The organism is Variovorax sp. 10L426, from assembly GCF_056395305.1.
Map to the genome: position 1 here is coordinate 138,028 of NZ_JBFTJF010000010.1, position 20,607 is coordinate 158,634.

Annotated in this window: 21 protein-coding genes; 12 read left to right on the forward strand and 9 right to left on the reverse strand. The window is 62.8% G+C overall.

Translation table 11 applies throughout. The features are described 5' to 3' along the window. The first annotated feature begins 16 nt into the window (after nucleotides 1-16). Entirely contained in the window at nucleotides 17-577 is a 561-nt protein-coding gene (locus AC1DHL_RS16295) for a YaeQ family protein (RefSeq protein ID WP_478099787.1), read from the forward strand. Nucleotides 578-709: 132 nt separating this feature from the next. On the opposite strand, the gene AC1DHL_RS16300 is transcribed toward AC1DHL_RS16295, so the two are convergent. Beyond that, a complete protein-coding gene (locus AC1DHL_RS16300) occupies nucleotides 710-1,015 on the reverse strand; it encodes a putative signal transducing protein (RefSeq protein ID WP_478162625.1) in 306 nt (101 codons plus the stop codon). 4 nt (nucleotides 1,016-1,019) lie between these two features. Continuing rightward, nucleotides 1,020-1,481, reverse strand: a complete 462-nt coding sequence (locus AC1DHL_RS16305; protein WP_478162626.1) for a DUF3717 domain-containing protein — start codon at nucleotides 1,479-1,481, stop codon at nucleotides 1,020-1,022. Nucleotides 1,482-1,894: 413 nt separating this feature from the next. Here AC1DHL_RS16305 and AC1DHL_RS16310 point away from each other — a divergent pair, with 413 nt between their 5' ends. The 3 genes from AC1DHL_RS16310 to AC1DHL_RS16320 are packed head-to-tail and all read left to right on the forward strand — an operon-like array spanning nucleotide 1,895 to nucleotide 3,519. Then, nucleotides 1,895-2,632, forward strand: a complete 738-nt coding sequence (locus tag AC1DHL_RS16310; RefSeq protein ID WP_478162627.1) for a TerC family protein — start codon at nucleotides 1,895-1,897, stop codon at nucleotides 2,630-2,632. Nucleotides 2,633-2,682: 50 nt separating this feature from the next. Continuing rightward, nucleotides 2,683-3,150, forward strand: coding sequence for a hypothetical protein (locus AC1DHL_RS16315; RefSeq protein ID WP_478162628.1), 468 nt, complete (start codon nucleotides 2,683-2,685; stop codon nucleotides 3,148-3,150). 15 nt (nucleotides 3,151-3,165) lie between these two features. Next, entirely contained in the window at nucleotides 3,166-3,519 is a 354-nt protein-coding gene (locus AC1DHL_RS16320) for a phage holin family protein (RefSeq protein WP_478162629.1), read from the forward strand. A 12-nt stretch (nucleotides 3,520-3,531) separates the two neighbouring features. On the opposite strand, the gene AC1DHL_RS16325 is transcribed toward AC1DHL_RS16320, so the two are convergent. Further along, on the reverse strand, nucleotides 3,532-5,118 hold the full coding sequence (locus tag AC1DHL_RS16325; RefSeq protein ID WP_478162630.1) for a M48 family metalloprotease: 1,587 nt from the start codon (nucleotides 5,116-5,118) through the stop codon (nucleotides 3,532-3,534). A gap of 54 nt (nucleotides 5,119-5,172) precedes the next feature. On the opposite strand from AC1DHL_RS16325, the gene moaC reads away from it, so the two are divergent. From moaC to AC1DHL_RS16365, 8 genes are all read left to right on the forward strand, one after another. After that, nucleotides 5,173-5,655, forward strand: coding sequence for a cyclic pyranopterin monophosphate synthase MoaC (moaC, locus tag AC1DHL_RS16330; RefSeq protein WP_478162631.1), 483 nt, complete (start codon nucleotides 5,173-5,175; stop codon nucleotides 5,653-5,655). 233 nt (nucleotides 5,656-5,888) lie between these two features. Next, nucleotides 5,889-6,425, forward strand: coding sequence for a type IV pilin protein (locus AC1DHL_RS16335; RefSeq protein WP_478162632.1), 537 nt, complete (start codon nucleotides 5,889-5,891; stop codon nucleotides 6,423-6,425). A 19-nt stretch (nucleotides 6,426-6,444) separates the two neighbouring features. Further along, entirely contained in the window at nucleotides 6,445-7,041 is a 597-nt protein-coding gene (locus AC1DHL_RS16340) for a GspH/FimT family pseudopilin (RefSeq protein ID WP_478162633.1), read from the forward strand. Nucleotides 7,042-7,054: 13 nt separating this feature from the next. Then, nucleotides 7,055-7,498 carry a type IV pilus modification PilV family protein gene (locus tag AC1DHL_RS16345; RefSeq protein ID WP_478162634.1) on the forward strand — a complete coding sequence of 148 codons (444 nt, stop codon included), beginning with the start codon at nucleotides 7,055-7,057 and terminating at the stop codon, nucleotides 7,496-7,498. A gap of 1 nt (nucleotide 7,499) precedes the next feature. Further along, nucleotides 7,500-8,648, forward strand: coding sequence for a PilW family protein (locus tag AC1DHL_RS16350; RefSeq protein ID WP_478162635.1), 1,149 nt, complete (start codon nucleotides 7,500-7,502; stop codon nucleotides 8,646-8,648). Nucleotides 8,649-8,655: 7 nt separating this feature from the next. Next, the gene (locus tag AC1DHL_RS16355) at nucleotides 8,656-9,351 is read left to right on the forward strand and encodes a pilus assembly PilX family protein (RefSeq protein WP_478162636.1); all 696 of its coding nucleotides are present in this window, start codon (nucleotides 8,656-8,658) and stop codon (nucleotides 9,349-9,351) included. A gap of 46 nt (nucleotides 9,352-9,397) precedes the next feature. Further along, entirely contained in the window at nucleotides 9,398-13,345 is a 3,948-nt protein-coding gene (locus AC1DHL_RS16360; RefSeq protein ID WP_478162637.1) for a pilus assembly protein, read from the forward strand. 7 nt (nucleotides 13,346-13,352) lie between these two features. Next, entirely contained in the window at nucleotides 13,353-14,081 is a 729-nt protein-coding gene (locus AC1DHL_RS16365; protein WP_478162638.1) for an energy transducer TonB, read from the forward strand. Nucleotides 14,082-14,491: 410 nt separating this feature from the next. On the opposite strand, the gene AC1DHL_RS16370 is transcribed toward AC1DHL_RS16365, so the two are convergent. From AC1DHL_RS16370 to AC1DHL_RS16395, 6 genes are all read right to left on the reverse strand, one after another. Beyond that, nucleotides 14,492-14,998, reverse strand: coding sequence for a pilin (locus tag AC1DHL_RS16370; RefSeq protein ID WP_478162639.1), 507 nt, complete (start codon nucleotides 14,996-14,998; stop codon nucleotides 14,492-14,494). A 205-nt stretch (nucleotides 14,999-15,203) separates the two neighbouring features. Next, on the reverse strand, nucleotides 15,204-16,010 hold the full coding sequence (locus AC1DHL_RS16375; protein WP_478162640.1) for a 3',5'-cyclic-nucleotide phosphodiesterase: 807 nt from the start codon (nucleotides 16,008-16,010) through the stop codon (nucleotides 15,204-15,206). Between the two features lie 35 nt (nucleotides 16,011-16,045). Next, the gene (locus AC1DHL_RS16380) at nucleotides 16,046-18,313 is read right to left on the reverse strand and encodes a CHASE2 domain-containing protein (RefSeq protein ID WP_478162641.1); all 2,268 of its coding nucleotides are present in this window, start codon (nucleotides 18,311-18,313) and stop codon (nucleotides 16,046-16,048) included. Between the two features lie 42 nt (nucleotides 18,314-18,355). Further along, nucleotides 18,356-19,018, reverse strand: a complete 663-nt coding sequence (locus tag AC1DHL_RS16385; RefSeq protein WP_478099748.1) for an FHA domain-containing protein — start codon at nucleotides 19,016-19,018, stop codon at nucleotides 18,356-18,358. A gap of 67 nt (nucleotides 19,019-19,085) precedes the next feature. Then, on the reverse strand, nucleotides 19,086-19,895 hold the full coding sequence (locus AC1DHL_RS16390) for a Stp1/IreP family PP2C-type Ser/Thr phosphatase (protein ID WP_478099746.1): 810 nt from the start codon (nucleotides 19,893-19,895) through the stop codon (nucleotides 19,086-19,088). A gap of 17 nt (nucleotides 19,896-19,912) precedes the next feature. Next, entirely contained in the window at nucleotides 19,913-20,602 is a 690-nt protein-coding gene (locus tag AC1DHL_RS16395; protein WP_478162642.1) for a TerC family protein, read from the reverse strand. Between the last annotated feature and the right edge of the window lie 5 nt (nucleotides 20,603-20,607).

Genomic DNA, 20,607 nt, shown 5'->3' on the forward strand with positions numbered 1-20,607 from the left:
CCTGGCGGCGAATCTGATGGCACTCAAGTCAACGATCTTCAAGGCCAACCTCGCTGTCGCCGACATCGACCATGGCTACTACGCGGATCACACGCTGACGCTGGCGCGTCACCCGAGTGAAACCGACGAGCGGATGATGATCCGGCTGGCTGCGCTGGCCCTCAACGCCTACAAGCTGCAGGACGTATGCAACGGCGACGGGACGCTGGCCTTTGGCGCCGGCCTCTCGAATCCGGACGAACCAGACGTCTGGCTGCGCGATTTCACCGGCGAAGTGAAGATGTGGATCGAAGTCGGCCAACCGGAAGACAAGCCCATCATCAAGGCCTGCGGCAAAGCGGACGAGGTCATCGTCTATTGCTTCAACCACGCCGCCGAGATCTGGTGGCGCGGCATCGAGAACAAGCTGACGCGCCCTCAGAACCTGAGCGTGTTCCGCATCCCCACCGCCGCCTCGCAGGCACTGGCAGCCCTGGCCCAACGTTCGATGCAACTGCAGGCCACGATCCAGGAAGGCGCGCTGATGCTCGGCGACGGCACGCACAACGTCGACATCGAGCCAGTGAGATTCAAGTAGCCCAACGCACCCCGGCCGGCAAAGCCAGGCCCCTTGGTGAAACACCGCGGAACCGGCTTCGCCGGGCCGCTGGTGTTGCCCCCGGCAGGGGGTGGGCGCCCGACACGAAGTGCGGGCAACCTGGGGGCGAGCCTATGACTTCGGCATCATCGCGCCGCAGTGCCAGCACTGTTCGAAGCCGCCTTCAATCAGTTCGCCACAGACGCACTGCCAACGGCGCTGCGGGCGATGACGCAGTTCATGCAAGAGCCGTTCAGCGAGCTCGAACTGCGCGTCATCCTCGATCCATATCTCGGGCAGACACTGGTCCGGCGGTAACTGGCCTGCGGCGGCGCCAAGGTATTCGCGCTGGACCGAGGCCTCGACGCCGTCCTCGCGCAGTGCGTGCACCCACAGCGTCGCAATGGCCAGATTGGGGGCTTGCACGAGTCGGCGCATGGTTTCAGGCCGGAGTGTCGGAAACGTCCTGGGCGGAACCGTCGTCGGGCCAGACGTATTCGGCTTCGCGGGCGCGTTCGGCGTATTTGTTGAAGCGCCAAGCCGAATCCTGCATCGTGATGCGGCGCCAGGTCGACCGCTTCTCGGCCGGTGTCATGGCGGGCCAGTGCTGGACCTCGTCGAAGCTGCGCCCGCAGCCCTTGCATTGGTCGTCGCCCTGACTGGTGGAGCAGATGGCGATGCAGGGCGTGTCGGGGGTGGATTGGTACCACGTCAGCCAAGCGTCCCACGCCTTGGATGGGAAGCCGACTTCATCGACCTCGTCTTCGTGGTGGAACACCATGAGCGCGTAAACCTCGGCCAACGCCCGCAACTCGGGCGCGAGGGTGATGCCGTCGGGCGAAGGCTTGCGGCCGCGCCAGAAGTTGATGGCGGCCTCGATGTCGGTGATGTGAATGGCGGCCATAGGGACGAAAAAAAGCGAGCGGCGATCATAGTCCCGCCAAATCCCGTCGTGACCGAAGGATTTGATTCGCTATCGGATTCATAGCAGCAAATTCTTTGCCGGCGCGACACTCCGGCGCCTTTTGCTTAAACCGTCGACGGTGCCCGGTTGCCACACGGCAGGCGCAATGCTCTAATTCCGCCACGAAGGGGAGTAGCTCCCGCCAGCTTATTCATGAGCGGGCATCGCCAGGTCGTCAATACGAAGCACAACACTTCCGGCCTGTCGGGCAGCCCCGCGCTGTCGAGCAAGACCTTCGATTTGAACCTGTGCGGGTTTGATCGAAGCGATTGCGTGTTCCTCGAGGGCGTTGTTCCTCATCCGACCGCTTCATCCGACCCGCGTGGGAGGAATCGAAACGAACAGAGGACTTTATGGAACAGTTTCTGACGCCCGAGTTTTGGGTTGCGGTCGGTCAGATCATCATGATCGACATCCTGCTCGGCGGCGACAACGCCGTGGTGATAGCGCTGGCGTGCCGCAAGCTGCCGTCGGCGCAGCGCACGAAAGGCATTCTCTGGGGCACCGCAGGGGCGATCCTGCTGCGTGTGATCCTGATCTTCTTCGCGCTCACACTGCTGGCGATTCCTTTCCTGAAACTGGCAGGTGCCATCTTGCTGGTGTGGATCGGTATCAAGCTTCTGGTGCCCGAACATGACGACGCACACGGGAACATCGCCGCCAGCGACAAGCTGTGGGCCGCGGTCAAGACCGTGATCGTTGCCGACCTGGTCATGAGCGTCGACAACGTGATCGCGATCGCCGGTGCCGCCGAAGGTGCCGGCGAGGGCCACCAGATGCCGCTGGTGATCTTCGGCCTGCTGGTGAGCATTCCGATCATCGTCTGGGGCAGCCAACTGGTCATCAAGCTGATGGACCGCTTCCCGATCATCATCACGCTCGGCGGCATGCTCCTGGGCTGGATTGCCGGCACCATGGCGGTATCGGATCCCGCCGTAGCCAATGCCGCAGCGTGGACGTGGGTGCCCAAGCTGCCGCAGAGTGATGTGGTCCGCTATGGGGCCGGCGTCGCCGGCGCGCTGCTGGTGCTCGCAATCGGCAAGTGGATGGCCGCCCGCCGTCCCAAGCCCTCCGAGACGGTCACTGTTTGATCCAACGTTCGATGTCTCTGCCACTCCAACCAACGAAAGAAGGAGCACTCATGGAAAAGGTCATTCTGTACGTCGACGATGCAGCCTACGCGCGCGAGTTTCTCGCGAAGATGGCAGCCGAAGGAAACGGCAGGGCTCCGCGACACTGGGTGCTGGTGGCCTGCGCTCCGCGCATGACACATCGCATCAGCAAGTGGGTCAGCCACAGCGCGCGCGAGAACTGGCGCAGCAAATGGTTCGCGAAGGTGCAGGAGCAGTTGCTGCCGGCGATGCAAAGCGAAGCAGGCGATGTTGTCACGCCGGTTCTTGCCAAGGGGCCGCTGGCCGAACTGACCAAGCGGCTGCGGCTGGAGCATGGTGTGGCGCAAGTCATCGATGCGCGCCGCCCGAAGGCGGGACTCGACCTCGAGCCAGTGGCAGCCGACGTGGCGCCACCCGGCCGCCAGAGCTGGGCGCTTCCGAGTGCGCTGTTGGGCATGGGGGCGTTGATCATGCTGGCGAACGAATTTGCCGATTGAGCCCGCGCCGGTCGAATGCGCCTCCTCATCAAATGGCTGCTCAGCGCGCTTGCGCTGCTGGCAGTCACCTATCTCTACAGCGGCGTCCAGGTGACGAGTTACGGCTCGGCGCTCCTGGCCGCGGCCGTGATCGGCCTGCTCAACATGTTCGTGCGGCCGGTGCTGGTGGTGCTCACGCTGCCGGTCACCATCGTCACTCTCGGGCTGTTCCTGTTCGTCATCAACGCCCTGCTCTTCTGGGCGGCGTCAGGATTGCTGTCGGGCTTTCACGTCAACAGCTTCCTGGCAGCGCTGATCGGGTCGCTGCTCTACTCGCTCCTCGGGCTGATCATCGAATCGGCGCTGGGCGGTTTGTTCGCCCGGAATTGAATATTCAATCAACTATTTGAGAGGCGGCTCGGCCGCCTGCTCCCGCACGAGAGCTTCCACCACACGTGCGCGAGTGTCGATGATCGACGCCTCGTAGTTGTCGATGGGCTCGGATCCCGCCGCACCACGCGCATTGGCGCGTATCAAGTCCTGCGCCGCCTTGAGCCGGTCACGGGCGGCCGGATAGTCCAGTATCGCGACGCTGGATTCCGCGTCTGCACGTATGGCGCGAACCGAGTCGTTCTGGGCACCGTACAGATTGGCCAACGTGTGCCAAGCGGTCGCGTCGTGTGGATGCGTGGCGACCCAATCGCGCAACGGCGGAATCATCGGCCCCGGGTTGCGCACCGCGACGGCTGCCTGCGCGGCAAGCAGCATTTCCGGCCGGTCCTTGGCCTTGGGATTGAGCAGCGCCTGCGCCGCAGGGGCCGCGCCTGCGGTCAGTTCGATTTCGGCGGAAAGCAATCGCGCCAGGCGGGCTGAAGGCGCATCGTCCGCAGTCCGCGTGATGAGCCGCTGCGCAAGGGCGCGGGCCGCCTTGAAGTCACGCAGTTCGCTCGCGGACATGGCAGCTGCGTAAAGAATGGCGGCCTGTTGCGCCGGCGAACTGCGGACAAACTCGCTCGCCGATGCCGCATCGACCCAGAGCCGCAGCACATCGACGCCCGGTCGCGTCAGCACCCTTGCGCGGGCGGAAATCATGGCGTGATCCATCATCAACGGGAGGGCGGCCGACTTGCCGGGCTGAAGCTGGAAGCGCGACTGCATGTCAGCGATCCGCTCGCTGGTCAGCGGGTGGCTGCGCAGGTAGGGGTACGACCCGTTGTCGTTCAGCCGCGATGCGTACTGGAGTTTCTCGAACATGGACGCCGCGCCCTGCGGCGCATAGCCCGCCTGGGTCATCACGCCGAAACCGATGCGGTCGGCCTCGCGCTCCATGTCGCGCGAAAAACTGAGCTGGTTCTGGGTGAAGGCGGCCTGGCTGCCCATCATCACTGCCTGGCCGGCATCGGGGTTGCGACTCTTGCTCGCGGCGATCACGCCGAGGATCATGCCCGCGAGCATCAGCGGAAGCTGCTTGCTCTGCTTGGTCATCGTGCGCGCAATATGGCGCTGGGTGACGTGGGACATTTCATGCCCAAGCACTGTCGCGAGCTCGTCGCGGCTGCCGACAATGGCGATCAGCCCCAGGTTCACGCCGAGATAGCCGCCGGGCAACGCGAACGCATTCACGTCTCGGTCGCGGCCCAGGATGATCGTCCACGCAAAGCGCTCATCGAGTTCGGGCGTGAGTTCGCCGCGCGTGCGCGCCGCCGCGAGCAGGCGCTGCCAGATGTCATTCACGTATTCGACCAGCACCGGATCGTCGATGTAATCCGGGTCGCGGTATAGCTCGCGTGCGATCTGGTCGCCAAGGTGGCGCTCGGCGGCGGCGGTCATTTCGCCGCCATCGCCCATGCCAGGCAACTGCTGGGCGCGGACGGGGGCCGGCAACGCCAACTGGGCGGCGATCACCAGGGCGGCGCAAAGGGATCGCAGCGGACGGCGGGCGGGTCTCTGCGGTCTGGAGGATTCAGAAATCGGAGTCAAGCGCGGCATTCCTCATCAACGGCTCGGGCTCGTATGATGCGGCACTCCGCGGAACGTTCATAGATGAGCAACCTCACCCATTTCGATGCCCAGGGCCAGGCGCACATGGTCGACGTGGCGGCCAAACCCGCGACCCATCGTGTGGCCGTGGCGACGGGGCGTATCGAAATGCAAGCCTCGACGCTGGCCTTGATCGAGTCCGGCACGGCGAAAAAAGGTGACGTGCTGGGCGTCGCCCGGATTGCGGGGATTCAGGCGGCCAAGAAGACCAGCGATCTGATTCCGCTGTGCCATCCGTTGGCGCTGACGCGCGTGGCGGTTGAATTCGAATCCACCGGCGAGGCCACGCCCCAGGTCCGGTGCACCGCGACCGTCGAGACCATCGGGCCGACCGGTGTCGAAATGGAGGCATTGACCGCCGTTCAGGTGGCGTTGCTGACCATTTACGACATGTGCAAGGCGGTGGATCGGGGGATGCGGATTACCGACGTTCACGTGCTGGAGAAGCATGGAGGGAAGTCGGGGAGCTACGTCGCCGAAGGGTGAACACCCGGACTTGGGAATAGCGCCCACTCCGCAGGGTGGCGCTCGCACAGCCTTTCCGGACAGCAAAGCCGATTTTCTGAGGACAGGCGCTCCTGAAGCGCGTCGCCGCGGCTCCGCAAGCCTTTCAACGGGCATCCGCAATAACAACAAGTTGACAAAAGGCGCCATATCGCCGACCGGCGGCGTGCTGAGCGTCTGGGCGCCCAGACACAATCTGAAACGATCCTGTCCGAATGCAAATCGGCCACGTCCGTACTTCGAAAGTCCTCATCGTGAAAAAACAGATCAGCTTACGTTTCGCCGCGCGCCACCCGCGTGCTCAAGGTTTCACCTTGATCGAAGTCATGATCGTGGTCGCAATCATCGGAATCCTGGCCGCCATCGCCCTCCCCGCGTACAACGACTACATCCGCAGGGGCCAGATCCAGGAGGCATTCGGCTTTCTTTCCGACTATCGGACGAAGTTGGAACAGTATTACCAGGACAACCGCAATTACGGCACCAGCGCTGCATGCGCAACCGACTCGACCGCTAGCGCCTGGAACAATTTCGCGCCGAGCAGCGCGAAATATTTTGCCTTCACCTGCGCCACCAACACCACCACCGGCGACACCACTCAGCAAAGCTATACCGTCACGGCGACCGGCAATGCCGGAGGCGCGGTGGGGCAAACGTACACCATCAATCAGAACGGGGACCGCGCTACAACGCAATTCAAGGGCAGCACAGTCTCAGCGACGTGCTGGCTCATGAAGTCACCCACCTGCTGACGACAGGACGAGCCAGACCATGCGTCAACGCGGCTTCTCGCTTGTCGAACTCGTCATCACCCTTGCGGTGCTGGCAACGATCCTCGCCATTGCGGTGCCAAGCGTGGCCAACTGGTTGGGCAACGCTCGGATTCGAAATGTTGCGGACTCGATTCAGAACGGCGTCCAAATGGCACGGGCAGAGGCCATACGGCGCAACCAGAACGTGTCCTTCTGGCTGGTTGCCCTCAACGATCCTGGCGTTCTCAGCAACGATTGCACCCTCTCCGGCACCAGCGGTTCGTGGGTTGTGAGCATGAATTCGCCGGTGGGCCATTGCGCCGACGCCCCTTCGACCACCTCCTCGCCGATGCTCGTCACCGGTCGCGCTGTCGGTGACGGAGGCGCTGGAGCCACAGTCGCTTCCGTGCGATCCGACGGCTCGGACGGAAAGAGTGTGACTTTCGATGGTTTCGGAAGAGTCGCGAACACAGACCCCACCACGGGCCCCATCAGCCAGATCGATATCACGGGCGCCACATCCAGCGTCAATTTGCGCCTCATGGTCTCACCGATGGGGTTGGTGCGCATGTGCGACCCCCGCGTGACCAGCAACACTGATCCGCGCAAGTGCTGAAGCGAGAAAGAAGATGCACGCTCCACAAAGGAACCGCAGAAGACGGCAGGTCGGTGCCCGACACCACATCCGCGGCATCGCGCTGCTCGAAGTCCTTGTTGCCATGCTGATCTTCATCCTCGGCGTGATCGGGCTGGTCGGCCTGCAAGGTGCGATGACACGCGCGCAGACCGAGTCCAAGGTCCGTGCTGACGCTGCCATGCTCGCGGGCGACGTGGTGGGCCGCATGTGGTCAGACCTGACGAACATGGCGACCTATAGCGGCAGCGGTTGCGCCTCGCAGGCCCGGTGCAAGGAGTGGCAGAGCAAGGTGGCCAGCACCCTTCCGGGCGGCATCGGCGCGATTGCCGTCGACGCTCCGACCGGTGACGTTTCGATCACCATCACCTGGACCATGCCCGGGGGCCAATCCCACAAGTACGTCACGAGCACCACGATCGCGAAGGCCGGGAGCTGATATGCGCACCATGAAGTCATCGCTCTACGCGTCCTCCCGTGAGGGCGGCTTCACCCTGATTGAACTCATGGTCGGCCTCGTGCTGGGCATGCTCACGGTACTGGTCATCGCCCAGGTTCTAGTGCTCGCCGAAGGAAAGAAACGATCGGTGTCGATGGGAAGCGACGCGCAAGTCAACGGCGCGATGGCCCTCTACACACTGCAGCGCGAAATTCAGATGGCGGGCTACGGCGTCGCATCCAGCCCGGATGCGATGGGCTGCTCAGTCAAGGCGCAATTCGACACAAGCGCCCCGCTCACCTTCACACTGGCCCCAGTCGTCATCAACGACGGTGCCAACGATGCGCCCGACACGATCACGGTTCTTCGCGGCCGGACGTCAGGCTTCTCGGCGCCCATCGGTCTGTCGGGCGCTCACACGAATACCGACGACCACTTCGCCGTGAACTCGTCTTTCGGCGCCGTCGCCGGCAACATGATGATTGCCGTGCCGCAGTTGCAGAATCCCGGCACCAACTGGTGCACCTTGTTCAGCGTCACCAATGACAGCGCCTCGGCAAACACCACATTGAGCCCCACGGTCGTGCCGCACGTCCTGACCACTACCAGCAAGTGGAACCAGAACAGCGTGTTTCCGGCCGGCGGCTACGTCAAGGACGACTACCTGCTGAACGTCGGCTCGATGGTTTCGCGCACCTATTCGATCGACACGGCCAACAACGCGTACAACCTGCAGGTCGGCGACCTTTCCCTTGTCAACGGCCTGACGGCCTTCCAGGCCCTGTATCCGCAGATCGTCAACCTGCAAGCGCTCTATGGCAAAGGCACCAAGGACCCGAGCGGCAATGTCATCGTCGACACCTACGACAACGTCACGCCGCTCACCAACGCCGACTGGCAGCGCGTGGTCGCAATCCGCATCGCCGTTGTCGCGCGCAGCAACGAATACGAAAAGGACATTGTGACTGCGACACAGCCGCAATGGGACGTCGGCGCCACCGCAACGATCACCGGCCCCGCCACGGCGACGTGCAACGGCGCCAGCAAGTGCATCACGCTCAAGGTGAATCAACTGACCGATTGGCAGCACTACCGCTACAAGGTCTACGACGCGATCGTGCCCTTGCGCAATGTGCTCTGGAATTCCTGAAATCACCATGCATCTCCAAGCATCGCCCACCGTTCCGACTCTGCGCTCCCAGCGCGGCGTCTCGCTATTGTTTGCCCTGCTGGCGCTGGTCGCCCTGTCGCTTGCAACCCTTGCGCTGGTGCGCTCGGTCGATACCAGCACGCTGCTCTTGGGCAACATCGGCTTCAAGCAAGACGCCACTTCCGCGGCGGACCAGGCCGCGCGCCAAGCCATCAACTGGCTGACGCTCAACAACGCCACCTTGAATACCGACCTCCCCACCAGCGGCTACTACGCCAGCACGCAGGAACTCGCGACGGACGGAGTCACGATCAAACCGCCGGTCGATGTCACAGGCCAGATGTTGGCCACCACGGCCAATCGTCAGCTGGTGGACTGGGACGGCAATAACTGCCAAGGTGCGGCCAGCGGCAGCTACAACGGCTGCAGCGTGCTGTCGGCAAGCGCCGGCACCATCAACGGCAACGCAGCCCGCTACGTGGTGTTCAGGCTTTGCTCCAAGCCGGGCGACTTCCTGAGCGACAAGACCATCAATTGCGCGCAGCGGGCTGCCAGCACCGGCTCGTGCGGATCGAAGGGGGGCTTGAGTTACAGCGACAACCCATTGTCCTGCTCGACGACCAGCGCGTACTACCGCATCGTCGTGCGCGTCCTGGGCGTACGCAACACCGCCAGCTACACCGAAACGATCGTGCATTTCTGACGAGGGGTGCGCCGTCCGGCGCCAACGGAGAGAGGAACCTGCTGCCATGAAGAACACAATGACTGCCGCTTCGACGGCGCTTGGGCGATACGGGCTTGCCAATCAAGGGGCGAGATTGACGCTCGTCTGCGCCTTGATGCTTGCTGCGTTCGGGCAACTCGCGCGGGCCGGGGTGACCGATCTGTCGAATCAACCGTTGGCCACGCGTCCCACCGTGCAAGCCAAGCCCAATCTGCTGTTCATCCTGGACAACTCGGGCAGTATGGATTCGGCCTACATGCCCGATGACATGAGCGGAACCAGCACCTATGGCTACCGCTCGGCGCAATGCAATGGGGTCGCCTACGACCCGACGCTCACCTACGCACCGCCCCTCAATGCAGACGGCACGTCCTACCCAAACATCACTTTCGGCGCGGCCGTCCCGGATGATGGCTTCGTCACATCGAGCGGCACGACGGCGGACCTCACCCAGTCCAGCAACAACTACTACTACAACTATTCAGGTACTCAACCCAAGATGGGTTGGGTCTACAACACCAGCGGGCCGGTCAACAACACCTTCTACCAACAGTGCACGACCTCAAGCGGCACGACAAGCACGCTGTTCACCAAGGTCACGGTGACCGCCAATTCGGCTGAAGCGCAGAACTATGCGAATTGGTATTCGTACTATCGCAAGCGCTATCTGTTGATGCGCACGGCCATGGGTCGCGCCATCTCTGCGCTCGACTCCAGTTACCGGGTCGGCTTCAGCACGATCAGCGACAGGTCGGCGGTCGACGGCACCAACAACTTCCGCGACGTCAAGGACTTCGATAGCACGCAAAAGACGAACTTCTACAGCAGCCTCTACAACGCATCCCCAAGCGGCAATACGCCGCTGCGAGGCGCTCTCTCGAAGGCCGGCCGCTACTTCGCCAAAAAGGTCAGCGGGCAGACCTACGACCCGATGCAGTATTCCTGCCAGCGGAACTACGCGCTGTTGTCGACCGACGGTTATTGGAACACCGGTCTGGAGAGTACGAGTTCACCGAAATTCGGTCCTTACCAACTCGACAATTCGACACTGGTTGGAAGTCCCGATAGCACCGAATTGCGGCCCATGAAGGACGACGCCGCGAGCATCCTGACGTCGGTCACAACCTATACAGCTCCGGCAACGCAAAGCTCCATCGCCAATTACTCGAACACATGGACGTGGACGCGAACTGCAACCACGGCTTCGTCGACGAATACCGGAAACAAAAAAAATCCGAAATATTCTGTGTCGGCACAGACGCAGGTCTATACGGAGAACACGCAAGCGCGAACGGATACCACTCCCCAGTCCGCAACGGCCACCTACACCGTCACGGTCGTCACTAGGGACGGTGTGGCCGCCACTCCTGTCACCAGTCCGGTGACCTATTCCTCGTGGACCAACACGGCCGCCGCGACCTCCAATATCGTTGCCGGCACCGACAAAGGCGCACCGAAGGCCGGCAGCACCTGGGTGAACAGCGGAAGTCCGGTCGTCACCACGCAAACCACTGCCGGCAATGACACGCCCAGCTATTCGAACCCTGTCAACAATGGATATGGCTCTTGGGTCGCGGGAACCACTGGCACCACTTCCCCAGTCATTGGTCAGTACGTGTCAAACACTGTCACGACACCTTCCACCTCGGGAGGCTCGCCCAACACGTTGGCCGACGTCGCCGACTACTACTACAACACCGATCTGCGAAACACCTCGCTGAACAATTGCACTTCTACGAGTTCAGGCAGCAGCCAGGACGTCTGCGCCGACATCGTCCGGCCGGCAGGCGCCGACACCAATATCAAGCAGCACATGAATACGTTCACCATCGGTCTCGGGGTGAGCGGTACCTTGCCGTACGATCGAAGCTACCTGACGCAGACCGCCGGCACCTATGTAGATCTGACCAGCGGTGCGTTGAATTGGCCCACTCCTGCGGCAACGAGCAATGGCGGCAATGCCACCAACGTCGACGACCTCTGGCACGCCGCCGTGAACGGTCGAGGCCAGTACTATTCGGCGCTGAACGCCGGCCTCTTGGCGGACGCCATCAACGGCGTCATCACGTCCGTCCAACAAGTCTCGGGCTCGGCGTCGGCCGCTTCCACCAGTTCGCTCGAACTCGTGGCGGGCAATAACAATCAGGTCTACAAGGCAAGCTACACCACGGAATCGTGGACCGGCGACCTCCAGGCTTTCGCGCTCAACGGGGCGGACGCCACGATCGCCACCACAGCATCCTGGTCGGCGCAGGCCAAGCTCGATACGACGGCCGCCGCCAATCGCAAGATCTACTTCAAGGGAACGAGCGGACTACAGAGCTTCGACTACAGCAACCTGAGCACGGCACAGCAGGGCTACTTCAACAACCTTTGTTCGCAGGCCTTGGTAGCGGCGCAATGTGCGACGCTTTCGACCAGCGACAAGGCGCTCGCCAATACAGGCGCCAACCTCGTCGACTACCTGAAGGGTGTCCGGAGCTACGAGTCGGCCGTGACGACGGCCACCACCGGCATCAGCGCCACCAGCGCAGCGCTCTATCGCAAGCGCGACCACTTGCTCGGCGACATCATCAACGGCGCGCCGGTCCACGTCGGCGTGCCGCCCTTCAAATACGGCGATGCCGGCTACGCCGACTTTGTCACGGCACAGAGTACCCGCAAGAACGTGGTCTACGTCGCCGCGAACGATGGCATGTTGCACGCCTTCTCGGCCGATCCATCCGACGGCGGCACCGAACTCTGGGCCTACGTGCCCAGCGCGGTGATGCCGAATCTCTACAAGCTCGCGGACTCGAGCTATGCGTCGAAGCACCTGTACTACGCGGACGGCGCGCCGGTGATGGCCGATATCAAGGTAGGAAGCACTTGGAAGACGATTCTCGTCGCGGGGCTCAACTCGGGCGGTAGCAGTTATTACGCGCTCGATATCACCGATCCGAACAACCCGCAGGCGCTCTGGGAGTTCACCGACGCCAACATGGGCTTGAGCTACGGCAACCCGATGATCGCCAAGCGCGCCGACGGCACCTGGACGGTCGCAATCACCTCGGGCTATAACAACACCAGCGGCGACGGCAAGGGCCATATGTATTTGCTCAATGCCAATTCCGGCGCCAAGCTCCTGGACATCTCGACTGGCGTGGGCAGCGCCACCGACCCGAGCGGCCTGGCCAAGATCAACGCCTGGATCGACAACACGGCCGACAACACGGCCAAGCGCTACTACGGCGGTGACCTGAAGGGCAATGTCTGGCGCTTCGACGTCGACAACCTCGTCGCGCCGAACCAGGCCGCCATGTTGCTCGCCAAACTGCAGATCGACACGAGCACGCCGCAGCCGATCACGACCAAACCTGAGTTGTCGGAGCCCTCCGGCAAGCCCGTAGTGATTGTGGCGACAGGGCGCTACCTTGGTACTTCCGACATCGCCGACACGACCCAGCAAAGCGTGTACGGGATCAAGGACAATCTGACAGCGACCGGATGGGGCGACGTGCGCGCCGACACGACGAACTTCGTGCAGCAGACCTTCACGCTGAACGGGCCTTCAAATACAGCCACCAACGCTGCAGTGTCGGACACCACTGTCGACTGGACCGTCAAGGGCGGTTGGTGGATTGACCTGCCGCATTCGGGCGAACGCGTGGCCACCAGCCTGGGCCTGCAATTCAACACGCTGGCGATTGCAAGTGCCATCCCGAATGGCGACGCCTGCGCGTCGGGCGGCTCATCCTGGCGCTACTTCCTCGATGTGACAAACGGCGGCGTTGTGACCACCAATCCGTCTGGCGAGCTGTGGAGCAGCAACTCGCTGATCGTTGGCCTGAGTTGGGTCAAGGACACCAACGGCAATGTGCGCATGATCGAGCAGGGCAGCAACGGGGATATCAGGACCGAGATTCCGCCCACGCAGCCGATGACGGGCAGTGGCAGCGCGCATCGGACCTCGTGGCGCGAATTGACGGACTGAGGTGTCGATGACGGTCGCGGCGCGGGCGACCGGCGGACCGCGTCGCTCGCTGCGATGGTCGTCGGTTGATGCACGGCATGCGCTGCCGCTGTGCGTTGCGGTGTCTATGGCGGCTCACCTCCTGCTGATCACGATGCGTACTCCCTCGGAACTCCCGAGGCACGCGGCACATTGGCCTGTTGGCTCGCCGACGGCGCTGCAGGTACGGTTGGTTCAGGCGGGGCCGAGCGTGAGTTCGGGTATTCGGCCAATCGAGAAGACGATGACTGCTGCACCGTTGAGGACACGGGAGCCGACATCTCCAGCCCGCCCCCACATTACGGCGCATTCGATTCCCACAACTGGCACAACAGGTACGGGAGCAGCAGAGCAGTTTCCTATCGACACGCCGACCGCAGCCGAGCCGGACACGCCGCTGATTGCCACGTCGACGGTAACAGCCCCGCAAGAAGACTACGTGCCGCGCCCTCTGCTGTCCAAGCCGCCAGTAGCGCAGACCCCCGTGATCATTGCGACACCGGACAGCGAATCCGCCGCGGGCAGACAAGTCGGAATTCTTTCGCTGTTCATTGACGAGAACGGCCATGTGCAGCACGTCGCCGCCAATGACTCCGGGCTGCCTCCCGCGTTCGAACAAGCCGCACGCGAGGCGTTCACGGCCGCACAATTTTCGCCCGGCCGGATCGACGGGCGAGCGGTCAAATCGCGAATGCGGGTAGAGGTGGTTTTTGAGTAAGCACTCAGTCCCATAAGCGCTGGAAGTGCCCGTCTGTGCACGGGTATCTCGATCCGTGTGGAGTAGCACATTCTGCCGGCCCTCTCGCCACACGCCCTTCATCAAGGCGTCCGCACGGGTTCGCGACATCCACGCTGTCTTGCATCAACCCGTCGGCGACGCGTCACGGGGGCAAGGCCAGCCATGCGGAGACTTACGGGCTGCCAGATCATGCGGTTGAAAGTGAGGGCGGCTACTGCCGCTCGGTTAAGCGACTTTGCTACTGCCGGGTCAGTACGGCCTCCACCGCGCCGCGCGCTTGTCAGCCGTCCTCGCCACCGGGACGCAGTGGCGCCTGATGAAATAAACCTCGGGGAACTGCGGACGCAAAAAAGCCGCCCGAAGGCGGCTCTCTTTTGAGGCTGATTGGCTTAGCGGCAGCTGGAAGGAGCGTACTTCGCGAGCAGAGTGCCAGCGGTTGCGGGTGCGCCAGCACCAAGCGCGCCACATGCCCATGAGAGAGCATCGGTAGGCGGTGTTTGCGCGCTGCCGGTTGAGTCAGGAAGCGCGGTTGCATTTGCAATGCCGCCAGTGTAAGGATGAAGAATCAGCGTCCCTCCGCCCGTTTGAATGGATGCGGTGTAGGTAATTGTGACGTCGCCAGTCTTCGGATCAATCGCGATGTCACCGACGCTGGCCGTGGCAGAAGGCTTGGTCCAGCCGAGGTCATACTGCTTCCCATTGGCTGAGTTCTCGGCCACCGTGGTCTTTGCAGCGCTGGCGAGCGACAGCCCTTCCGTCACTTTCGCGCGAATCGTGTAGTCCTGGTAGGCCGGCAGAGCGACTGCAGCCAAAATGCCGATGATCGCCACAACGATCATCAATTCAATAAGGGTGAAACCCTTTTGCACATTGCGTGCGATGGAACGACGGTTCATTTCAGTTACTCCAGGTTGGTTTTGAGGGCCCGAGGCGAGCCCTCGGTGCGCTCATGTAACCGCAGCATCCATGCCATGCCGCCATATCCCTCCTAAAGCCCCTCGCACCGCCAACTTGTTCACGTTCGAGTTACAACGTGTGACAAATTCTGTTGCAACTGGCAGACGGCAGATGACATTTTTGTCACCCCACGCACAAGTCTCGTCAGACCGCCAAAATCCCAGCCGTCTGCAACCACCGAATGTCCCACCCCTTCTTGCCCTGCCCTTGCGATCCATCCGCCAACAGGTCGATCTGGCTCATGATCTCGCCCGTCTCCGCCGGCTTGGTATGGGTGATGTAAATCGGATAGTTCTTGCCCACAGCAATCTGCGCCAATTCCCCCGCCAGCGACGCCGGCGAAAGATGCAGGCTCCGCTGAGCCAGCGCCTGCTCCCGATTGCTGAATGCCGTCTCGATCACCAGCATCGCCACATCGAGCTGATTCACCCGATCCCAAAATGGCGCGTTGCGCTCCGTGTCCCCGCTAAAGACCCAATTCGGCCCGCCTTGCGCGCTGCGAACCGCATAGCCGCAGGCCGGAACCGTATGCACGGCAGGCAACACTTCAATGTGCTTGAGCGCCGCCGTCCCCAGTTGCAGCTGCTGCCCAATCACCAGGTCATGAAAACTGACGAACGGCGCCTCGCGGCTCGGAATGCTCGCGAAGTCCGGCCAGATGACGTTATTGAAGACATGCGCACGCAGCGCCTCGATGGTGGCCCGCAATGCATGCACACGCAACGGCCGCGTACGAAGGTTCGCGACAGAATCAAGCATCAAGGGAAGAGAGGCGACGTGATCCAGGTGCGAATGCGTGATCACCACGTCGTCGATGGCAGCCATTTCCTTGAGCGTCAGATCACCAACGCCGGTGCCGGCGTCGACCAGCAGGTCGCTGTCGACCAGGAAAGAGGTCGTGCGGCAGTCCTTGGCGATGGCGCCGGAGCACCCCAACACACGCACCTGCATTTAGCGAGACCTTTGACCTTTCAGCCTTTCGGCTGTTATTTCGATTCGAACCGGGTCGCACCGTCCCAGTCTGGGTCCTTGGGCTGCAACGATTGCGAGGCTAATCGCTGCGCATACAGCTGGTAAAGGACTTTTTGCGCATCCGTGGTGTGCAGGTTTGCCAGCATGGCTTGACCTTGCTGCCAGTCTTGCGCGCGGTAGGCAGAAAGGACGCAATTCCAGCGTTCGAGCTCGTCGGCTTGCGATTTGGCCACGCCGTCCCGCCTGCCGACGGGCGTAAAGATCCGAACCATCTTCAGCTTTCCCTGGACCCGCACGCAGTCAAGCTCCTGCCAGACGAACGAAGGCGCCAACGATTGCGTCGCCTCGCTGGCGACGATCTCGACACCATAGTGCACGCCCAAGCCCTCGATTCTGGACGCCAGATTCACCGCGTCCCCGACCACGGTATAGCTGCGGCGCACGGCGGAGCCCATGTCCCCGACGCTCATGACGCCGGAGTTGAGGCCGATCCCGACATTGATCTGCGGACGGCCTGTCTTGCGATGGACCTCGTTCAGATCGCGCACGTCCGCAGCCATGTCCAAGGCGGCTCGGACGGCCAATTCGGCGTGATCGGGCGTGTCGACGGGCGCACCCCAAAACGCCATCACGCAATCACCCATGTATTTGTCGACAGTCCCGCGATGCGCGCTGATGATCTCCGTCAGGCGGCTGAAGATGGTGTTCAGAAAATCCTGCAGCTCGACAGGCGCCATCTGTTCGGCCATCTGCGTGAAGCCGCGCATGTCGCAGAACATCACGGTGAGTTCCTTGCTCTCTGCGCGCATGCTGTAGCGCTCGGGGTCCGCGCGCATTTCGACGACGAGTTCGGGGGGCACGTAGGTGCCGAACAGGTTGGCCAGCCTCCGGCTCGCGCGCGATTCGACGAGGTAACCCCAGCTCATATTCAGAATGAAGGCCGACACGATCATGACCAGGGTGGAGCCCAAGGGCAGAACGAGGTTGGCCTGGAGGAATAGCCAGGTATTGATGCCCACGGCCGCGCCGATGGTGAGCAGGGCAATCAGCACGGCGCGCGGCGCGCTACTCAGCGAGAGGCCGAAGGCCAGCACGAGGCCGGCAACCAGCACGACGACCAACTCATAGCCGGGGGCATAGTCCGGAATGCCGCGCATGCGGCCGTCCAGCAAACCGGAAACGATGTTGGCATGCACTTCGACGCCAGGAAAGGCAGCGCCTCCAGGCGTGGATCTCAGGTCTTCCAGGCCAGGCGCCGTTGAGCCGACGAGAACGATCTTGCCCTTCAACTGGCCGGGCTCCAGCACGCCGCGGATGACGTCGGCAGCAGAGATGTGCTGGAACGAGCCACCGGACGCGCCGCCCGGCCCGCGAAACGGCACCAGCATGCTGGCGGTCGCGTTCACGGGAATGCGCACGGTTCCCGAGGCCGTCGCCAATGCCAGCGCTTCGAGAGGCGGCGGCCCGCCTTGCGGACCGTTTGGCGCGAAGACCGGGCGAACGGCACGTGAGCCGACAGCCATCCGGTACACGGTCAGCGCCAGGGATTCGTAATAGCCAGGCTGCGCGACCTCCCCCGTATAGCGGGCGATCAACGGCACCGACCGGACGATGCCGTCCTGGTCCGCATCGAACACCACGTTGAGAAAGCCGGCCGCCGGCGCGGCACGCGCGAGTTGCGGGATGCTGCCGACGAAGCCATTCCATCGCGTCGTATACGTGCGTCCCTCGGGAAAGGCCCCCGGGGGCAAGACCGGGACCGACAACTGCCCTTTGTTGCGCGGCTCCCGCGTTTGCGTGAAATAGAAGCCCAGCGCAACCCGCCGACCTGTGAGCGTCTTCGCGAAGGCGGTGTCGTGGTCGAGTTCGGATGCGAAGCGTTTGATTTCGTCGACCACATCGGGGCGGGCGGACAGAGGCCCCTGGGCCAGTCGTCGAAGGGGCTCGACGCCGGAACTCGCATCGGGTTCGACAAAGAGAACGTCGAAGCCCAGCACCTCGGCCTGCTGCCGCTCCATCACTTCGGTGGTGAGTTGCGCCAACAGGTCGCGACTCCAGGGCCACTGGCCGAGCTGTTGCAGGCTGCGATCGTCGACGTCGACGATCACGATGCGCGGATCGAGCGTGTTCGGCATCGTCGCGCGCAGGCGCGTGTCATAGATGAAGTAGTCGAGCGCCTCGACAAAGGGTAGATGCCAGCCGCCCACCACATGCGCCACGGCGAGCGCGACCGGCAAGAGAGTGACTGCGACCCGCGCCCAGCGCTGGCGCAGCGCGTTCATTGTTGCGCGCGGCCGCGGATTGCTGCGTACCGCGGCGAGGGATCAGCTGACGACGAACTGCATCCGCGTGCCGCCCAGTTCGAGCACATCGCCGTCCTGCAAGGCCACCGCTTCACTGCCGAGCGGCTCGCCGTTGAGGGCGGTACCGCCGTCGATGGGCGCCACCACATAGCCGTGCAGCCGGCGGGTGACGGCCGCGACAGCGACACCGGGCTTGCCGATGGTCGTGACGACTTTTTGCAGGGAGAGCTCGCGTCCGGCACCGCTGCCGGAAAGAACACGGATGACCGCCACTCCGGCAGTTCCGCCACCGAGGGGGGCCTGGACAGTGGGCGCGGAAGAAAGCGGGATCGGGCCGGACGGCGCGGGGGGAACGACGGCGCGAACCGCGGGCGTGCTCTCTGTCGCGCTCGCACTCGCGGTCGCGAGATAGCGAATCTTGTACTTGCCAACCTCGATGATGTCGTTCTGCTCGAGCGCCTGCTTCTTGATGGCACGGCCGTTGACGTAGGTACCGTTGGTGCTGTTGAGATCTTCCAGGTAGACATCGCCGCCGATCATGTGCAGCACGGCATGTTCGCCGCTGATGGCGAGATTGTCGACCACGATGTCGTTGTACGGCCGGCGACCCAGCGTGGTCCGGTCCTTGGCAAGCGTCACCTCCTTGATGACGACGCCATCGATCGACACGATCAATTTCGGCATGGCCGACTCCTGGATCTCATTTTTCTGTTCACAGTAGGCCCCTGCGGCGGAAGTTCCTTGATCTTGGCTATCCAGGTTCCTCGGACGCTCCAACTCCGCTTGCACGGGCCAGGACAACCGAAATGTTATCCCGTCCCCCATTGTCGTTCGCAGTTGCAACCAAAAGTGTTGCTTTTTCTGGGAGATCGATATTCTGTAACAAAAGTGTGAAAAGCTGCGCGTCCGACACCATCTCGCTCAAGCCATCGGAACATAGCAGAAACAGGTCGCCAGCACGCACGCTGTGCTCGTGCATTTCGAGTTCGACATGGCGCTCGATGCCGAGCGCCCTTGTTACAAGATTGCGGTGCGGCGACAGGATGGCCTGCTCCGGCGTGATCGCGCCGGCGTCGAGTTGCTCCTGCAGCAGGGAGTGATCGCGCGTGAGCAGTTCGAATTTTTCGCCGCGCAACCGGTAGCAGCGGGAATCGCCGATGTGACCCACGATGGCGCGTTGCTGGCCGAAGGCAGCCAACACCAGGGTCGTGCCCATGCCCTGCAATTGCACGTTCGCAATGCCTGCCTCGAGGATGGCCGAATTGGCTTCATCGGTGCCGGCTTGCAAGGCCCGGCGAACCGCCTTCGGGTGCGCTTGCGGCCCTGCATGGGCGAGCCACCGGCCGAAGCTGGCCTGGAGCAGCGCGATCGCCATGCCGCTGGCGACTTCACCGCCGTTGTAGCCGCCCATGCCGTCGGCCAGGAGAACCAGGCCCAAGGAGGCATCGAAGGCGATGGTGTCCTCGTTGTTGGCGCGTACCCGCCCCGGGTCGGTCAGGGCGGCGAAATCCCAGGTCAGAGCGCCGGTTTCCGGAGATGCGGGTGCGCCCAGGTTCGCCATGGTCGTTCGTTGGAGGATCAGGCGGCCAGCTTTTCAGTGTGTCCGCGGCGTTGCAGCCAACGGCCAACCACCACCACGAAGACCGCGCCGGTGATCGCGCCGGCGTAGTGCAGCCAAGGGTTGCTCGCCAGGACATCGGTGAGGATGGTGTCGCTGACGATCGTCTCGCCACCGACCCAGCCGATGAGAGCGGCGCCGAGCATGACGATGATGGGAAAACGTTCCATGAGCTTGATCATGAGCGTACTGCCAAAAATCACCAGCGGAATACTGATTGCAAGGCCAAGAACCAGCAGAACCATGCTGCCCTGGGCCGCGGCCGCCACGGCGATCACGTTGTCCAGGCTCATGACCAGGTCGGCCAGCAGGATGGTTCGCACGGCGGCAAGCATGCTGCCGTATTCCTTCTCTTCGCCGCCGTCGTCTTCCTCTTCGCCGAGCAATTGCGTACCGATCCACAGCAGCAACGCGCCGCCGACGATCTGCAGATAAGGCAGCGCGAGTAACTTGGCGGCAACCACGGTAAGGATGATCCGCAGCACCACCGCGGCGCCCGAACCGAACAGCACGGCCGTGCGCTGCTGCTGAGGCGGGAGCGAACGCGCCGCCATGGCGATCACGACGGCGTTGTCACCCGACAGGATGATGTTGATCCAGACGATCTTGAGAAGACCGATCCAGAAGTCCGCGGTTTGCAAATATTCCATGTCTC

What these genes read in the sequence shown, in the direction of transcription:
- AC1DHL_RS16300 (WP_478162625.1), bottom strand. Translation starts at nt 1,015, where the DNA reads ATGCGCCGACTCGTGCAAGCCCCCAATCTGGCCATTGCGACGCTGTGG.
- AC1DHL_RS16350 (WP_478162635.1), top strand. Translation starts at nt 7,500, where the DNA reads ATGCGCACCATGAAGTCATCGCTCTACGCGTCCTCCCGTGAGGGCGGC.
- AC1DHL_RS16355 (WP_478162636.1), top strand. Translation starts at nt 8,656, where the DNA reads ATGCATCTCCAAGCATCGCCCACCGTTCCGACTCTGCGCTCCCAGCGC.
- AC1DHL_RS16305 (WP_478162626.1), bottom strand. Translation starts at nt 1,481, where the DNA reads ATGGCCGCCATTCACATCACCGACATCGAGGCCGCCATCAACTTCTGG.
- AC1DHL_RS16315 (WP_478162628.1), top strand. Translation starts at nt 2,683, where the DNA reads ATGGAAAAGGTCATTCTGTACGTCGACGATGCAGCCTACGCGCGCGAG.
- AC1DHL_RS16360 (WP_478162637.1), top strand. Translation starts at nt 9,398, where the DNA reads ATGAAGAACACAATGACTGCCGCTTCGACGGCGCTTGGGCGATACGGG.
- AC1DHL_RS16395 (WP_478162642.1), bottom strand. Translation starts at nt 20,602, where the DNA reads ATGGAATATTTGCAAACCGCGGACTTCTGGATCGGTCTTCTCAAGATC.
- AC1DHL_RS16345 (WP_478162634.1), top strand. Translation starts at nt 7,055, where the DNA reads ATGCACGCTCCACAAAGGAACCGCAGAAGACGGCAGGTCGGTGCCCGA.
- AC1DHL_RS16380 (WP_478162641.1), bottom strand. Translation starts at nt 18,313, where the DNA reads ATGAACGCGCTGCGCCAGCGCTGGGCGCGGGTCGCAGTCACTCTCTTG.
- AC1DHL_RS16370 (WP_478162639.1), bottom strand. Translation starts at nt 14,998, where the DNA reads ATGAACCGTCGTTCCATCGCACGCAATGTGCAAAAGGGTTTCACCCTT.
- AC1DHL_RS16390 (WP_478099746.1), bottom strand. Translation starts at nt 19,895, where the DNA reads ATGGCGAACCTGGGCGCACCCGCATCTCCGGAAACCGGCGCTCTGACC.
- AC1DHL_RS16325 (WP_478162630.1), bottom strand. Translation starts at nt 5,118, where the DNA reads ATGCCGCGCTTGACTCCGATTTCTGAATCCTCCAGACCGCAGAGACCC.
- AC1DHL_RS16375 (WP_478162640.1), bottom strand. Translation starts at nt 16,010, where the DNA reads ATGCAGGTGCGTGTGTTGGGGTGCTCCGGCGCCATCGCCAAGGACTGC.
- AC1DHL_RS16320 (WP_478162629.1), top strand. Translation starts at nt 3,166, where the DNA reads ATGCGCCTCCTCATCAAATGGCTGCTCAGCGCGCTTGCGCTGCTGGCA.
- moaC (WP_478162631.1), top strand. Translation starts at nt 5,173, where the DNA reads ATGAGCAACCTCACCCATTTCGATGCCCAGGGCCAGGCGCACATGGTC.
- AC1DHL_RS16295 (WP_478099787.1), top strand. Translation starts at nt 17, where the DNA reads ATGGCACTCAAGTCAACGATCTTCAAGGCCAACCTCGCTGTCGCCGAC.
- AC1DHL_RS16385 (WP_478099748.1), bottom strand. Translation starts at nt 19,018, where the DNA reads ATGCCGAAATTGATCGTGTCGATCGATGGCGTCGTCATCAAGGAGGTG.
- AC1DHL_RS16365 (WP_478162638.1), top strand. Translation starts at nt 13,353, where the DNA reads ATGACGGTCGCGGCGCGGGCGACCGGCGGACCGCGTCGCTCGCTGCGA.
- AC1DHL_RS16340 (WP_478162633.1), top strand. Translation starts at nt 6,445, where the DNA reads ATGCGTCAACGCGGCTTCTCGCTTGTCGAACTCGTCATCACCCTTGCG.
- AC1DHL_RS16335 (WP_478162632.1), top strand. Translation starts at nt 5,889, where the DNA reads ATGCAAATCGGCCACGTCCGTACTTCGAAAGTCCTCATCGTGAAAAAA.
- AC1DHL_RS16310 (WP_478162627.1), top strand. Translation starts at nt 1,895, where the DNA reads ATGGAACAGTTTCTGACGCCCGAGTTTTGGGTTGCGGTCGGTCAGATC.